The organism is Paracrocinitomix mangrovi (assembly GCF_019740355.2).
Classification (GTDB): Bacteria; Bacteroidota; Bacteroidia; order Flavobacteriales_D; family Crocinitomicaceae; genus Paracrocinitomix; species Paracrocinitomix mangrovi.
This window is the reverse complement of sequence record NZ_CP091819.1, coordinates 3,259,984-3,277,263: the sequence shown is the minus strand read 5'-3', so window position 1 is coordinate 3,277,263 and position 17,280 is coordinate 3,259,984. Positions and strand designations below refer to the sequence as shown.

The 17,280-nt window shown below is 34.7% G+C and carries 13 protein-coding genes; 10 read left to right on the top strand and 3 right to left on the bottom strand.

What is annotated here, in order from left to right; all coding sequences use genetic code 11:
• Positions 1-39: 39 nt before the first annotated feature.
• The gene (locus tag K6119_RS14720; protein ID WP_221832904.1) at positions 40-1,593 is read left to right on the top strand and encodes an FMN-binding glutamate synthase family protein; all 1,554 of its coding nucleotides are present in this window, start codon (positions 40-42) and stop codon (positions 1,591-1,593) included.
• A 99-nt stretch (positions 1,594-1,692) separates the two neighbouring features.
• On the opposite strand, the gene K6119_RS14715 is transcribed toward K6119_RS14720, so the two are convergent.
• From K6119_RS14715 to K6119_RS14705, 3 genes are all read right to left on the bottom strand, one after another.
• On the bottom strand, positions 1,693-4,872 hold the full coding sequence (locus tag K6119_RS14715) for a LamG-like jellyroll fold domain-containing protein (protein WP_221832902.1): 3,180 nt from the start codon (positions 4,870-4,872) through the stop codon (positions 1,693-1,695).
• A gap of 101 nt (positions 4,873-4,973) precedes the next feature.
• A complete protein-coding gene (locus K6119_RS14710; RefSeq protein ID WP_221832900.1) occupies positions 4,974-5,627 on the bottom strand; it encodes a LytR/AlgR family response regulator transcription factor in 654 nt (217 codons plus the stop codon).
• Positions 5,627-7,126 carry a sensor histidine kinase gene (locus K6119_RS14705; RefSeq protein ID WP_237828031.1) on the bottom strand — a complete coding sequence of 500 codons (1,500 nt, stop codon included), beginning with the start codon at positions 7,124-7,126 and terminating at the stop codon, positions 5,627-5,629. Before K6119_RS14705 ends, K6119_RS14710 begins: the two co-directional genes overlap by 1 nt.
• A gap of 193 nt (positions 7,127-7,319) precedes the next feature.
• On the opposite strand from K6119_RS14705, the gene polA reads away from it, so the two are divergent.
• The 9 genes from polA to K6119_RS14660 all read left to right on the top strand — a co-directional run bounded on the left by polA (position 7,320) and on the right by K6119_RS14660 (position 17,251).
• A complete protein-coding gene (gene polA / locus K6119_RS14700; protein WP_221832896.1) occupies positions 7,320-10,118 on the top strand; it encodes a DNA polymerase I in 2,799 nt (932 codons plus the stop codon).
• Between the two features lie 47 nt (positions 10,119-10,165).
• Positions 10,166-10,624, top strand: a complete 459-nt coding sequence (locus K6119_RS14695) for a T9SS type B sorting domain-containing protein (protein WP_221832895.1) — start codon at positions 10,166-10,168, stop codon at positions 10,622-10,624.
• A 72-nt stretch (positions 10,625-10,696) separates the two neighbouring features.
• Positions 10,697-12,184: a hypothetical protein gene (locus K6119_RS14690; protein ID WP_221832894.1), complete on the top strand. Its 1,488-nt coding sequence runs from the start codon at positions 10,697-10,699 to the stop codon at positions 12,182-12,184.
• Complete coding sequence (locus tag K6119_RS14685) at positions 12,177-12,650, top strand: hypothetical protein (protein ID WP_221832893.1); 474 nt, start codon at positions 12,177-12,179, stop codon at positions 12,648-12,650. The genes K6119_RS14690 and K6119_RS14685 overlap by 8 nt, the downstream gene beginning before the upstream one ends.
• Before the next feature lie 58 nt (positions 12,651-12,708).
• Positions 12,709-13,866 carry an alpha/beta hydrolase-fold protein gene (locus K6119_RS14680; protein WP_221832892.1) on the top strand — a complete coding sequence of 386 codons (1,158 nt, stop codon included), beginning with the start codon at positions 12,709-12,711 and terminating at the stop codon, positions 13,864-13,866.
• A gap of 25 nt (positions 13,867-13,891) precedes the next feature.
• A complete protein-coding gene (locus K6119_RS14675) occupies positions 13,892-14,434 on the top strand; it encodes a DUF6985 domain-containing protein (RefSeq protein WP_237828030.1) in 543 nt (180 codons plus the stop codon).
• Between the two features lies 1 nt (position 14,435).
• Positions 14,436-14,993, top strand: a complete 558-nt coding sequence (locus K6119_RS14670) for a hypothetical protein (protein WP_221832891.1) — start codon at positions 14,436-14,438, stop codon at positions 14,991-14,993.
• Positions 14,994-15,084: 91 nt separating this feature from the next.
• A complete protein-coding gene (locus K6119_RS14665) occupies positions 15,085-16,416 on the top strand; it encodes a hypothetical protein (RefSeq protein ID WP_221832890.1) in 1,332 nt (443 codons plus the stop codon).
• A gap of 136 nt (positions 16,417-16,552) precedes the next feature.
• On the top strand, positions 16,553-17,251 hold the full coding sequence (locus K6119_RS14660) for an XAC2610-related protein (protein WP_221832889.1): 699 nt from the start codon (positions 16,553-16,555) through the stop codon (positions 17,249-17,251).
• Positions 17,252-17,280: the final 29 nt, after the last annotated feature.

The window sequence follows — 17,280 nt, the reverse complement described above, 5'->3', positions numbered from 1 at the left end:
TCTTATATTAGAAGGTGTTTAATTAAACCCTACTAACTCATGGTAAGAACTATTTTTATTGTTTCTGCTTTAGCAATTTCAGCAGGAATAGCAGCCTTGGCCTATTTTGTAAACATCAATTGGCTATATCTATTTATCTTATTTGGACCACTCATTTTGGTTGGATTACGAGACATGTTGCAGACCAAACATGCCATCAGAAAGAACTTTCCTGTAATTGGAAACTTACGTTATATTCTTGAAGGTATTTCACCAGAAATTCAGCAGTATTTTGTTGAAAGAAGAACTGACGGAGCTCCGATTAACAAAAACAGTAGGGCTATTATTTATCAAAGATCAAAGAACTTAGGATCTACCCACCCGTTTGGAACGGAGATGAATGTATATGAAGAGGGTTATGAGTTTGTGACACATTCATTGTATCCTGTTCATGTAACAGAAGAACCAAGAGTTACAATTGGAGAAGGACAATGTTCACAACCTTATTCTGCCTCACTTTATAATATTTCAGCCATGTCTTTTGGATCATTATCAAAGAATGCGGTAATGTCACTCAATAAAGGAGCACAAAAAGGAGGATTTTATCACAATACCGGAGAGGGAGGTGTTTCACCTTATCACCTACAAGGAGGAGATTTAAGCTGGCAAATAGGAACGGGATACTTTGGATGCAGAAAGGAAGATGGAAACTTTAGTGATGAAATGTTCAAAGAAAATGCTACCCGCCCTGAAGTTAAAATGATCGAAGTAAAACTATCTCAAGGTGCAAAACCTGGTCATGGTGGAGTTTTACCCGGGAAAAAGAACACTCCTGAAATTGCAAAAATTAGAGGAGTAAAAGCAGGAACTACTGTTTTATCACCTCCAAGTCACTCGGCTTTTAATTCACCTGAGGGATTATTAGAATTTTGTAATAAACTGAGAGATTTATCGGGAGGGAAACCAGTTGGGTTCAAACTTTGTATTGGTAAACCTCAAGAATTTGAAGACATCTGTATTGCCATGGAAAAAACCGGCTATTATCCAGATTTCATCTCAGTTGATGGAGGTGAAGGAGGAACAGGAGCCGCACCACTTGAATTTGCAAACCACGTTGGTTTACCTCTTTATGTCGGATTAGTTATGGCTGATACATTATTAAAGAAATATAATCAAAGAGATAAAATTAAAATAATTGCTTCAGGTAAGGTCTTTACCGGATTTGATATGCTTAAAGCACTTTCAATGGGGGCTGATTTGACACAATCTGCAAGAGCATATATGTTATCAATAGGATGTATTCATGCACAACTGTGTAATACAAATACTTGCCCGGTTGGAGTTGCCACTCAAGACAAGCGATTAATGAAAGGTTTAAATGTAAATGACAAGTATGTAAGATGTTATAACTATCATCACAATACTGTTCATGCATTTTTGGAATTAATGGGAGCCACAGGTGCCTCACATCCAAGTGAATTGAATACTGACAATCTTAAGCGTATGGCTGAAGACGGTGATGTGTGGACTTACACAGAAATTATCGATTCTTGGCACATGATCTCTAAATTAAGAGGGACTACAGCAACTAAAAAAGCTGGAGTAGCACAGTAAATTAAATATTAATATAAAATGAAAGGCAGCTCAAAATTGAGCTGCCTTTCTACTTTAGGTGGTATAATAAACCTGACTTTTACATCAGGGTATTCATAATTAAAATAACCTTACTTTACTTATGAATCTTTTGTCTTGATTGATAATTTGAATAGTATAAATTCCGCTATTCAAATTGCTTAAATCAATCATTGAATTATTTGAATTAAGTACATCTCTTTGAACTAATTTTCCATCCAAACTGAAGATATTTACTTCAAATGCACCGTCAACTTGTGGTAATTGAATATATACTTCACCATTTGTAGGGTTAGGATAAATAACCAATTTCTCTGATGTATATGAGTCAAATCCTACTGTAGCAATTGTCTCACAAGCCGAAGTGTCTACACATCCTCCAAATGAAACTTCAACTGCATAATTTCCGTTTGCAGCAGCTGTAAATGATTGAGAAGTTTCTCCTGTTAAAACAGCATAGCTATCATCACAATCCAACCATTGGTATTGAGCTCCTGTCATCACCGCAGTAAGAGTCGGATCTGTATTTGTTACACTATTATCTAGAGTAACCATTGTAAGATCTAATGTTACAACTGAATCACATCCTGCCACATTGGTAATTGTATCATTATACATTCCTGATACAGTATACGTTTGTGAATTTTGTGCCCATGTATACGAGCTTGCGCAAGTATCAACAACTACAGTGTTAGATGTTGCATTATTTACTGTGACACTAACAATCTGGCTCATTTCTGCTGTACAGTTTTGTTCACAAGTTCCGGCACCATTAATCCAAGCTGTTCCTGCACTCATACCAGATGAAAAACTTGCGTTAGTACCAATATTAGCGGTAGCAATAGTTCCAGTGTTATCACTAATCTTATTGTAATACACAAGTCCTGCTTCATTTCCTGCTAAACAAGTATTCATGTTACTAGAAATCTCAGATTGAGATCTTGCAACATCCCAAACACGAACTTCAGATAAACCATATGAACCATGACGATTCGGGTCTGTTGGAAATCTCGGGTCACCTCCAAAATGGAAAACAGAATTTGTATTATTTACTACACCTGTTGTAATTGACGAACCAAAAGCATCAGAAACTCCATCAACAAAAATCTCAAGACCAGTACTACTTGCTACAGTAGCAACGTGATGCCAACCTGTCAATCCTGCTAAAGAAGAACTTGCAACACTTTTCCAAGCTCCATTATCATTAACAAACCACTCAATTTCTCCATTTGATCCACTGTTATGCCATAACCATACGTTTGTTGACATATTATCAGCACCTAATGAAGATTGACCCATCCAAGGAACATCATTAGCAGTTCCGTCAAAATAAATCCATGCTTCTACAGTAATCTCTGTTCCATATTCTCCAAAAGGAGCTGTTACTGATAATCTATCTGTGTTAGTTTTATCAAGCTGAACACCAAAATCGATAGCCTGCTCAGCATAAACATTGTAATCCATAGATTGGAAAATAGTACCTGCATTAAACTGTAACGCAGATCCTGTACCGTCAAACGGTCCGTCAACAACTGTATCATTAGCGTCATCTCTTAGCCAATAGGTAACACCATTTTCACTTGATGCCAAATCTATAGTGACATTGTTTACTGAATCACAACCTGTAGTTGAAGTAGTAGATGCTGTTTGATCAGCAATACCATATACTGTTAAATGTAATGTTACTACACTGTCGCAACCTCCCATATTGGTCAATGTATGAGTCGCAGCATACTCATTAGAAGAATAAGTATTTCCATCAATCCAGGTAATCGGACCACAAGAATTAATTACATCTGTAGTAGCGTCAGGGAAACATTGTTTCAAACTCAAAACAAAAATATCCAACCCTCCAACTGATGACAAATTCTGAGTTCCTGCTCCCGGATCAAAATCAACCGGTACTGAAGTGAAAAACCCTGATGTCAACAAAGCTCCAGTGGTTATGTCATATTTAATTGACATTGCATGCTCATCTGCAGTTCCTCCTATACTTTTTGCCCAAATAAAATTTCCTGATGCATCTAATTTTTGAATGTAAGCATCAGCAGCACCTGCAGATGTAATATTGTGTGTCCCTACACCCGGATCAAAGTCAACTGTACCTCTAAAAAATCCTACACTGTAAATATTATCCTCTTCATCAAGTGTTACGTTCCATCCTTCTTCATTTTGAGTACTTCCCATTGAAACAGCCCAAAGATATCCACCATTGGCATCATACTTTGCTACAAATGGATCATAACCTCCAACTGAAACTAGATTTTGTACCCCAACACCAGGATCAAGATCAGCAGTACCACTAATAATTCCGGTCATTACAATATCTCCGTTACTATCAATTTGCACATCAAGACCGTTATCTGCAGCTGAACTTCCCATTTGGTCTGCCCATACAAAAGCCCCACTAGCATCCAACTTAATTAAGAAAATATCTCCTCCTACAGCCGTAAAATTCTGTACTCCAGCTCCTGGATCCAAGTCTGCTGTTCCGTTAAAATATCCTGTCCAATACGCATTTCCGCTTCCATCAACAACAACAGAATGTCCATCATCATTTGTAGAACCCCCAATGGATTTAGCCCAAAGATAATTTCCATTTGAGTCATATTTAGCAACAAATGCATCTGCCTGACCAGTTGAGGTAACATTAGCAACGTTCACACTCGGATCAAAGTCAACTGTACCGTAGAAAAATCCACTTACCAATACGTTACCACTAGCATCAATTGCTAAGTCTCTTCCAAGATCAGCACCTGAACCACCAGGAAAACTAATTGCCCAAAGATAATTTCCGTCTGCATCTAATTTCACAAGAAAAGCATCCCCGCCTCCACCAGGAGTTAAATTTTGAACCCCTGCTCCCGGATCAAAATCTACAGTCCCTCTAAATACTCCAGTTAAATATACATTACCGGAACCATCAACTTGCACGTCTAATCCTTCATCATCTCCAGTACTTCCAAATTGAACAGCCCACAAATAATTACCATCTGCATCTGTTTTTTGAATGTAAGCATCAGCTCCACCTACGGCGGTTAAATTTGCCGTTCCAACTCCAGGATCAAAATCAGTAGTGTTTCTAAAATATCCAGAAGAGTAAACATTTCCACTTGCGTCAGAAGAAACAGTGTAGCCAGATTCATGTTGAACCGTACCCTTTTGTTGTACCCAATTTAACAAGACATCTTGTGCCTGAACATTTTTATTTGTGACACCTAACAAAAGAACAGATGCCACCAAAAGTTTAAGTTTTATCATAATAAGGTTATTAAAATTTGGGACCAAAAATATATCCGTCGTGAGATGGGTCAGAGAATTTGTTTTCAATGACCAATTTTTGTTCTGAATGACAATTTTGATTATTTCAGCACTGATTTATAAGATCTTGAAACAGGAAATTCCATGTCATCAATAAACACCTTATTTGCTTTCTTAGCAGTGATTTTGTCTTCGTTAACTACAAATGATCTGTGAATTCGAATAAATTGATCTGATAGTTTTTCCTCTAGATCCTTTAGGTTAATTCGTTGTGTAACTACTCCTCTATTTGATGTAAAAATATTCGTATAAACCCCATCTGCCTGACAATACAGAATGTCAGATTCCATCAATTTTTCAGTTCCTTTGCTGGTGATGATCTCAATAAAATGGTTCTTTTCTATTTTGAGTTTTACAAATTCCAGACCTGCCAAAACATCTGCTTTTCTAAATGGTTTTGTGATATAGTTTTCTGGATTTGTTTTGATTGCTTCCTTCATTACTTCCACTTCATTGTTGGCGGTAATGTATACAAATGGAATTCCCAATTGCTTCAGTTTCATTCCAAAATCTATCCCATTATGTCCATGAGACAATCTAATATCCAAGAGGTAAAAATCAGGTTTTTGAAGCAAGGAATTTTCTGCTTCTTCCAAATTTTCACACATACCGACAACATCAATTTTATTTGATTCTAAAATTGTTTTAAGATGATCGGCAACAATAATTTCATCTTCAACTATTACTGCCTTCATTAAACTAATAGTGACATAGAAAAATTAAACCCATTATTTGTAGTAACCTTATATTTTGCCTTAATCTGTCGGCACAACATGTCTACTAATTTAGGCTTTTCATTTTCATTAATCCCTATTCCATTATCAGAAAATTTTAAGCTAATTTCACTTTTATCAGAGATGGATAAATCAAGTTGAATTTCAGCATTATTGACATCTAGATTGAAGGCATGTTTTACTGAATTAATAACCAGTTCATTAACCAATAATCCAATATAAATGGACTTACTTGCATTGATTAGCAATGGCTGCTGAACCTTGTAATTAAAATTGATATTTTTTTCAGTACAAAAAGCATTTAAATTTTTGCAGAGTGAGTTAATGTATTCTCCTAAATCTATCTGGCTCTTTTCCTCAGCAAGATATAATTGTTGATGCATTGTTGCAATTGACTCAATTTTAGATGCAAGACTTGTTAAAGCATCTATTTCATTTTTATCACTTTTATCAATCTCTCTAGCAACTAACGAAACAATTAATTGCAGATTATTTTTAATCCTGTGATTTGCTTCACCTACTAAAAATTCATTCTCTCTTAATAGAAGATTTAAACGTTTATTCTTTCTACGGATAACAAAATAAAAACCGAAAATAATTACAATAGAAAAGGACATCAAAACAATGAACCAGCTCAGTATTTCTTTCTCTTTCAATTCCTTGACAATGGTTTCCTCTTGTTGTTTTATGCGCAGGTTTTTTTGCTCTGTTTCAAACTCGGCCTCAATGCGCGCTATGTCTTTACCGTGTTGTTTTATTTGAATTTCAATTTCCTCCCTTGCACCCAAAACCACATATTTACTTGCTTCAATAGAATCCTCCATTTCAAAATAACAAACCGCGATATAATGATAAACCGGAGCCTTAATTCTTGACCAGGTTGAATCTTTAATTTGTTCCTCTAGAATTTTCAATTTATAAACGCAAGAATCTAATTCCTTCTTCAAGTAATGTATTCTTGATTTATTGAAATAAGTATTAGCATAGTCTATTGAATTCTTGGGGAAAAATGACTCTGCTTTGGAATAAAAATAAATTGAACTATCATAATCAAACATCCGTTCGTAAATATTTCCCAGCTCATTATAAATCACTCCTTTTTCTGAATCCAGACCATATTTGTTGGCAATCCTCAAAGCATTAAAACTGCATTCTGCGGCAGAATCAAGTATGTGCTGTTGATTATAATAAAAGGCCTTTCGGTGATAGTATTTGCAATTACTCAAGGGTGTATAAACAGATGATGGCTCAATCAAATCTAAAACTTCACCAGCCTTGACAATTTCACTTTTCATCATGTAAAAATTGACCATCTCTACATTTGATTCAAAATACAACTGCTTATTTCCAATAGCTTTACTGTATTGCTGGGCCAATCTTAAATTCTTAAATGCAGAAGTTAAATCTCCCTCACGAACTTGTTCAACACCTTTATTCTTTAATTTCCTAATCTCCTCCACTTCCCAACTTTGTTCAGACTGGGAGAAAGAAAAATAGCTCACAAACAGAGTAAACAGCAGTAAATTCCAGTATTTAAATAGTGTATTCAGCAGATTCAATTTAAAAGAAACGGCAAGATTACAATAAATGCACAAATTGTGATTAAAAACATTATTCCTTTTATATCTTTAATGCCCCAATTAATCTGGAATTATGACCGAAGAACATCCAAAAAAATTATTTCTACTAGACGCTTTTGCATTGATTTACAGAGCATATTATGCTTTTATAAAAAATCCGCGTATCAATAGCAAAGGTCAAAACACTTCTGCAGCTTATGGATTTACAACTGCTATGTTGGATGTAATTAAGAGAGAAAATCCTACACACATTGCTGTAGTTTTTGATGCGCCTGAAGCTACAAATCGTCAAATTGAATTTTCAGATTACAAGGCCAATCGTGAAGCAATGCCAGAAGATATTGCTGCTATGATTGAACCGATCAAACAAATTGTTGATGCATTTAAAATTCCGCTTTTAATTTATCCAGGTTACGAAGCAGATGATATCATTGGAACAATAGCTAAAAAGGCCGAAAAACATGGTTTTTTAACTTATATGATGACGCCGGATAAGGATTATGCTCAGTTGGTGTCTGAAAACATATACATGTATAAACCCGCCAGAGGAGGTAAACCGGCTGAAATTTGGGGAATTCCACAAGTTCAGGAAAAATTTGAAGTACAAACACCTGATCAGGTAATAGATATTTTAGGGCTATGGGGAGATGCTGTAGATAACATCCCCGGAATTCCAGGAATTGGTGAAAAAACTGCTAAGAAATTAATTAAAGAATACGGATCAGTTGAAGCATTAATAGAACACAGCCACGAATTAAAGGGCAAGCAAAAAGAAAATGTAGAAGCTTTTGCAGAACAAGGTTTGCAATCAAAAATGCTGGCTACAATTATTACAGATGTTCCTATTGACCTGGACGAAGAGAGCCTTGTATTAGAGGAGCCTGATAAAGATAAAATTAGAGACGTATTTACTCAACTTGAGTTTAAGTCATTGGCAAAAAGAGTTCTTGGAGAAGAAATAATAGTTGGGCAAGGTCAGCCGGCCGAAGGACAACTTGATTTATTTGGAGGACCTGCCATTGAGTCATTGGCTGAAGAAGTTGCAATTGGAGCTGATGTAAAAACCATTGAGGACATCAAACCATCATATGAACTGATCAATACAAAAGAAAAACGCAAGGAATTGCTTGAAGCTCTTTTACTTCAAAAATCAGTTTGCTTTGACACAGAAACTACAGGTGTTGACCCAATTGAAGCAGAAATTGTAGGATTATCTTTTAGTTTCAATAAAGGAACCGGATATTATGTTTCAGCTCTTCCTGATGAAAGAGAAGAAGTAGTAAAGGATTTCAAAGACTTTTTTGAAAATGAGTCCATTGAAAAAATTGCACATAACATCAAATACGATTTAAAGATTGTAGAAAAATATGGCGTTAAAGTAAAGGGACCTTTATTTGATACCATGATTGCCCATTACCTCATCACACCTGAAGGTAAACACGGAATGGATTTTCTGGCAGAATTGTATTTGCAATATCAGCCAATTTCAATTGAAACTTTAATTGGGAAAAAAGGGAAAAACCAGGGCAATATGGCCGATCTGGAGCCTGAAAAAATTGTTGATTATGCTTGTGAAGACGCAGACATCACTTTCCAATTAAAACAGCTATTTGAACCTGAAATTCAAAAAGAACATCTTAAACATCTATTCTATGATATTGAAATGCCTTTGGTTCGTGTTTTAAAAGACATGGAAGTTACAGGGATTAATTTAGATGTTGAAGCACTGAACAAATTCTCAGAAGAACTAGAAGTTGATATCCAGAAATTAGAAAAAGACATCAAAGATCTAGCTGGTGTTCAAGATTTCAATTTAGACTCTCCAAAACAATTAGGAGAAGTACTTTTTGAGCACCTACAAATTGATCCAAAAGCTAAAAAAACAGCTACCGGTCAGTACAAAACATCTGAAGATGTTTTATCTAAACTTGAAAGTAAACATGAAATAATTCCTCTGATTTTGAATTATCGTTCACTACGCAAATTGAAAAGCACATATGTAGATACATTACCAAGCATGGTGAGTGAACATGATGGAAGAATTCATACCAGCTATATGCAAACTGTGGCTGCTACAGGAAGATTAGCGTCAAACAATCCAAATCTGCAAAACATCCCTATCAGAACCGAAAAAGGTAGAGAGATCAGAAAGGCATTTATTGCAGGAGATAATCAGCATACTTTACTAGCGGCCGATTACTCTCAAATTGAACTTAGAATTATTGCTGCTTTGAGTGAAGACGAAAATATGATCGCTGCATTTAAAGCCGGACATGACATTCATGCTGCAACTGCCGCACGCGTTTTTGGAGTAGATAAAATAGAAGATGTAAGTAGAGATCAACGTTCATCTGCAAAAGCTGTAAACTTTGGAATAATCTACGGTCAATCTGCATTTGGTTTATCTCAAAATTTAGGAATTAGTAGAAAAGAAGCCAAAGAGATTATTGACAGTTATTGGGAACAGTATCCAAAAATCAAACAATATATGGCAGATGCTGTTGAATTTGCCAGACAACATGGATACGTTGAAACTATTATGAAACGCCGCAGATATTTAAAAGATATCAATTCAGCCAACGCCATAGTAAGAGGTTTTGCAGAAAGAAATGCTGTAAATGCTCCCATTCAAGGATCTGCTGCGGATATCATTAAAATTGCCATGATCAAAATTCACGAAGAGATGAATTCAAAACAACTGCAGTCAAAAATGTTGTTGCAGGTACATGATGAATTGGTTTTTGATGTAGTAGAAAATGAAAAAGAAGTAATGCAACAGCTGGTGAAAGACGGAATGGAAAAAGCAGTAGAAATGGCTGTACCTTTAGACGTTGAAGCAAACTTTGGAAGCAATTGGTTAGAAGCTCATTAATTGGTTACAAAAGTTTACTTTCAACATTCATAAAAAAACCATTAGTTATGAAGCAGTTAGGACTTTTGTTTGTTGTTATTATTTCAACTTCTTGTGTCAAGCAAAGTATCAAACAAAATGGTTGTCAGGATCAGGCAAAACAGTGGACTGATGGCAGTTGCTCCTATACCATAGGCAATATTTTCACACCAAATGGGGACGGTGCAAATGATGTGTTTTTTGTTTACTCTAGTTGTGAAATCACCAATTACAGTATGAAGGTTTACAAAAAAGATGAGCTCATCTATAGCTCTAATAATCCTCAAATGGGTTGGGATGGGCAAAGTGATGGCAAGAATGTAAAGGAGGGTGTTTATGAATATCAAACTTCCGGAATAATCAATGGAACAGGTTTTAGTGAATCTGGAGAAGTGACGTTGATAAGAGATTTATCCTATCCTATTGATGCTTGCCTGCAATGTATCCCGGCACAAAGTATTCCGGACGAACCTTTAAGTTGTAATTAGCGGATCTTAATAAGTTTAATTTCAAAGATTAAATGGGTTTTTTATATTTAGACAAGTTAAAACCCAAAACTTATGGATTTTTCAGGCAGTCTTAATAAGAGAATTCAGCAATTTGCTTTGTTTATTTTAATAATAGCAGTTGTTTGGCAAATTGCGAGTGAATTTGATCTTACAAGTGCATATGATTTTGAAACCCAAAAAACGAATTACTTCAAATTAGTTTTTTTCAGGCTTTTTTGGTCCTTGCCACCACTTGCTATTTTATTCTTCGCTAATACAAAAGGTGACTCAAAAAAACCCATGCAAATTGCCGGATTGATTTATTTATCATTTACCGCAATATTAATAACAATAAGTGCTTTGGGAAACAATAGTGAATTCTCTATGGAAGTATATTCACTTATGGAAATCATTACCTACGTTCTAACTTTTGGCTCATTTGGATATTTAAAACTGGGACAAAAGGGACTTTGGCTGGCCTTATTTGCTTTAGTATTTTCAGGCACATTTATATCCTCTCAGTCATATGAATATGTCAGTAAACTAGATGATTTACTTGGAGAAATTGGTTTGAATAACAGAAATATGTTTTCAGATAGGACCATGTTCTTTTATGTACTGGCCATCTTCAACGCAACCAAATACATTTTGATGTTCTATGTGTTCATAGTGCTAATGGACTACTTAAAAAATTCAAAACTACAAAGCCTACATTTTACGTCATTGATTCTAAACAATGAAAGACTGGATAAATTATCATTTTCACTCATTTTTTGGGCTTTCAGAATCTACATCATGAGTGCACTTTTCCAGGATCAACCTTATTACACATATCAATTCGACATTCACCAATCTATTCTTATCGAACTTCATAGGATATTGAGTATCGCCCTTACTTATTACATAGTTATTGCTGTTTACAGAAACTTATTGTTAAAAGAATTTGTTTTGGAGGGCAAACAAACAGGTTGGAATTTTATAGGTCTCAATTTCCCAGTTGTAAACCTTGTTGCCTGGATTATCAAGATCACAAAAACTGAACAAAAAGTTGAACCAAAAGACACTGAGATTTTGGACGAAAATATTCAAGGGTTTGATGCCAATGATTATCAATCCAAACTAGCTAGTGGAATAAAAGAATTTTATAAAAGCAGTAAAAATCAGGGTGTAAAAATAACCATGGTGATTCTGGTAATACTTACACTAATATACCCTTTATTTATTGCAATGGAATATGGGAATTCAACTGCCATAGCAATCATTCTTTTAATTTATGCTATTTACTTTGCATTGCTGGCTTATTTATTTGCCGATCACCGAGCGGCATTAGTACTGAGTATAGTTATCACATTTATCGGAATTCTTGTATTTTACTTTGCTCCAAGAGAATTATCAGAAAGAGGCATCCTTACAATCATCATCAATATGGTACTTTATCTATCTGTTTTTCACTTTGATAAATTCAAATTCTTTATTGAAAAAGATGGAGAATTAACAGAAATTGAAACCCAGGATGAAACTGTAAACAGAGAAAATGCAGGAAGGTTAAAAGATGTCTAGATCAGATGCTATTTCCATATCACTTCACTCTATCCAGGATTTAATTACCAGTATAGAAGATAATAAATCTGAATCCAAAAGTATTGAGAAGCTCAATGACCTTTTAGAAAACACCGTTGAAATCATCAAAAATACTGCTGAATACAGAGATGATCATGATTTTAGGATGCTTGTTCAAAAACTAGATGATAGCAGAAATATCCATCCATATTTTGATAGTGGACGAGCATTAATTAGTTGGTTACAATTCACGCTTGCCATTCCGGTATTGTACGTAATTCTCAATTATGTATACACCTTTCATGATCATGTTTGGTCATTTATTATCATAGGTGTTTATCTAATGGCAACAGCCCTTGTGATAAGAAAAGAGATATTGAATAATAAATTCAAAAGAAAAGGGAGAGAACAACTTATTGAAGTTAAAAATGCAATCCAATATATCCTTATGTACTATAGGCGATAACTAAACTATTGCCACGGTCACACTTATATTTGAACTACAGAATTTTGAACCTAAACTTATGCATAAAATATTTTTCCTGATTACGATTTCAATTACAGTAACCCTTACTGCTTTTAATCAAAACTTAACCTCTTACCACAAAATAAAGGATACCAGTTTCTACTCAAATAAACTTGGTTATAATAAAGACATCTCAATAACAGTTCCATTTGAATGGCAAGATGACGTTAATAAGGATTTTCCAGTGATTGTGATATTTGACAAACAAAATCAGAGAAGTCATCAATATATCATCAATACAATTGACTACTTAACGGTAAATGATCAAATGCCTTCATCTATAATTGTAAGTATTGCGTCAGACCAAGAACACAGATATATAGAAACCCTACATAAAGAGACGAGCGAGAAAGGAAAAGCGCATCTCAATGAAGCTTTCTTGTTTGAAGAGTTATTTCCTTTTGTGGAAAGCAAATATAAAGCAGGGAAATTCAGAACCTTTATTGGCCATTCCAGATATGGTTATTTTACAACATCTTTACTTTTTTCAAGACTAAATGAAATAAATGCTGTAGTTTCTTTGAGCCCATTTTTTACTCAAAAAAATGTAAATCTCACCGATTCAATTTCAACTTTAAATGACAAAAAAACTACTTCAAATATTTATTATCGATTTGGAATTGGAGGAGATTATCCTGATCAATATGAATTAATGGATAGTGCATTAAAAAAATTGCAAAACCCTAACATTAATGCAAGTGGCGTTTTGTTTAAAGAAGCATCCCATAATGCCACTCCGGGATTAACCATTTCATCTGCACTATATGACATTTTCGAATATTGGAATAATCAACAAAATCAGTTCTTTTTTCCAGCACCCAGAGATTTAGATTTGATTGAAGAAGGAAGTCAAAAAATAATAAATCATTATGGCTACGATTTCCCCTATACTATTGGGATTTTAAATGGAGCCGGTTGGCATTTTTACAACGAAAAAGAGTATGAAAAAGCAATCAAGGCCTGGGAAATATTGATGAAAGTATATCCAAATTTTTCCGAGGGCTATTTATATATAATCTATGCAGAAAAAGAACTGGGAAGGGATTCTAAAACCACAATTGATTTATTTAAAAAATCAATGACATTGACAAAAATATACAGCAAACCGGATTATTATGAATTAGAAAATGAGTTCAACGAGCTCATTAAAAAGTAAGTACCTTTGAACCAAATTGTATAAAATGAAAAGCATTGTTTCTGCTGTTGTAGGTGAATTAAATCAAGACGAGCGCATTCAAAACTGGTACAGAGGACAGTCAATCCAGATTCCTTTAGTGGAAAAAGAATTGCCGGTTACTTTTATGGAAGTTAATGAGGATGATACAACTTTTGTTGAAGAAGCAGATGAGGCCTTGAAAAACTTTTTGGCTCTTGAAAGTGGTTATAAAATCATGACAGCCCAAGCGGTATTTGGAAACTTTGTTGACTATTGTTCATACATCAGTGAAAATGATATTCCTGAAAAAATGAAGGGAACACAACCTTTGAATGTGTGGAATTTTGTTTATCCTACCGAAGTTTTTGTAAGTAGAAGAGCGGTAAACGACAAGGACATTTATGTGATTTTAGCATGTGAATGTGAATGGGAAAAAGAACATGGATTACAACTAGTTTTTAGACAAGGAAAAAAATTAACCCGCGTAAGTGATCAAGATGGACATTTAACAAGCGCAGATGCATTTGATATTCCGGATGAGGAGGATGAAATGTTAGCCAGTTTTTAAGATGAATAAGCACAGTACTTTTATATTTTTATTTTCATTCATGTTATTGGCATGTAACAAAGGCAAAAACAATGATGATTCTTGTAATGGTTCCAGTACAAGAAGAGACATTAAAATCGGAATTGATACAGCAGCCCATTTGATTGACACTATTCCAATTGTTACCACAGTGGATTCTATCGGAAGTATTGATGTTCCTGAAGCAGATAAAGAAAGTGTGCGAATGGAGATTGAAAAAAGAACTTTTACAATAACCGCCAAAGTTCATAAACTAAGCAAGCACAGAGACGGAGACTGGAAAGTGAAATTAACCGACGGCAATGACAAATATGTAAACTGTGAATCTCCTAACATGGGTTGTGAATACATTTCAAATTCAATTTTTTACGACAAAATGGAAAAGGTACGTCTGTGGATTGAAACCAATAAGGACAGCTTAGAAGGAACCACTGTTACGATAACCGGAGTGGCGTTTATAGATATTGATCACAAGTACCCGAGAAATGCAGCTGAAAATGAAATTGAGTTGCATCCAATTTTGGATATCCATTACGAGTAATAAGCTCAATCTCCCAATTTTATTGACTTAGTGACTAAAAAGTTACTTTTTTATCACATCTACATTTCATAATAAACGCAAACAAACTATTATGAAATCACTAACTTATATCATTGCGCTCATCATTACAGCTCATACATATGCGCATACTACAATTGAATTTGTAGATAAATACAGACCAAAAACAGGAAGCTTTAAAGCTTTAAGGGTTCCTATGTCATTTGACTCGGATAGCATCACAAGAGTAAAACCAAGAACATTAGATATTGGTACAATTTACCGAGTGGATTACGTGGCAACTTCTGATAATTCTACTATCACTTCTTATCAGCATTATCTCAATAGAAAAAGATGGGAAAGCTTAAGATCTTTCTTAAACATTGATAAAGATGTTGAATATGACAAACGCATTATCTATCAAACAAATCAAACTGAAGCAAAGGAATTGTTTCATGGATTTGTAGTCTACTTTAGACCATCTGCTTCAAAAATGCATGAAGAAAGTATGACTCAATTAGTACCTGTAATCAATAGATTGGCAGGAACCACTGTTGATGATAAAACAACATCAATTGAAATTAAGCCGGCAACTGAGATTGACACTGTTTATCTAGGAGATATTTCCAGCTACAAAAAAAGTGAAATAGAAAGAGATCTTTTTAAACGAAAATATATTGTAGAATGGGGATATGACTCAATAGGCAGAAAAGGTAAATACCACAACACATTTTACATTATGACCAAGGCTGCACCTGCTTTGTTTGGAGCTTTTTCAATGTTGGCAGATCGTAGTGTTTTTAATATGCTTTCAAGAACCAAAGTAACTGACAAAACCCTTGTAGTTACAGATATGACCGGAAGCATGTATCCATATTACTCACAAATAATTGTATTGCACGCTTTAAAAATGGCACAGGGCAAAAAAGTAAAACACGTCTTTTTTAATGACGGAGATGCTACTCCTGATCACGAAAAAGAAATAGGAAAAACAGGTGGACTATACAGTGTTAAAACCTCTGCTTTTTTACCTGTATACCGCAAAATGGAAGAATGCATGAAAGGCGGATATGGAGGTGATGGACCCGAGAATAATTTTGAAGCTGTGAAACACGGTATCAAAAGATATGAAGACGTAGATAACGTATTACTCATTTGCGACAACTGGGCCGTTCCAAGAGACAATCCATTGTTGCATACCATTAATCATAAAATTGATTTTATCATGTGTGGCACCGAGTTGGGAATCAACCCTAGATATATTGATTTGGCAAGAGAAAATCAGGGAAGAATCATGACGATTGAACACAGTATAAAACAACTTGAGTGCTTTGACGAAGGGGATGAAATCAATATTAAAGGAGAAATTTTTAAACTGAAAAATGGCAGGTTTTTCAAAAAGGAAATCACTAAGAAAGCTGCCTAAATAAAATTCGCTTATAGGACTACAATTGGTGAGATAGTTATGACGATAATTGAGGTTTAGGTTCGAATAATAATTGGTTTAGTTTATTTCGCCTTCTTTGATTTTTACTTCGATTCATCTATCTACATTAGCCAAAATGAAGTATTTATCATTGGTCATATCAATTTTACTGATTGTAGCTTGTAAGCATGATTCCAAAAATTCAAATGAAAAATTTGAAGCGATTGAAAAAGTTGACACCGTTTTTGTACACGACACAACATTGGTGAGAGATAGCGTGGCTACTTTGACTTCAGTATTTAATCAACTTTCTTATAAATACAATTACAAAATTTCATTTACTGAATACTATGAAAATAGTGAGGCATACAAACACTTTTGGACAGTAGAAATTTTTGATAAGAAAATGAATTTAGTTGATACCATCATCTTAGATTCTTACCTGTATTACTTCCCTCAAGATATGCAGTTTGTAACAACTTCATACATTACAGATTTCAATACAGATATGAAAATTATGGATGAATATTATGGAGATGTCGTAATTGCAGACGTAAATTTTGATAATCTGGAAGATCTGGCAATAGCCTATGATACGGGTGCTTCAAACGGACCGTTTTACACCTTCTACATACAAAACAACGGTCATTTTGAAAGAGATGGGTTTTTAACAGATTCAGTCTACAAATTTCCGGGTAAAATTGATAGAAGGCACAAGCAAATTACCACCTACTGGCATGCGACTGCCTCATGCAGTAGTGAAAACTTATTCCACTACAATTCAAAAACTAAGAGCTGGAAAAGAGGAGAACGCATCCTCCACTGCTTTGACTAATGTGATTTCGAAAATCTGTACATTAGCAA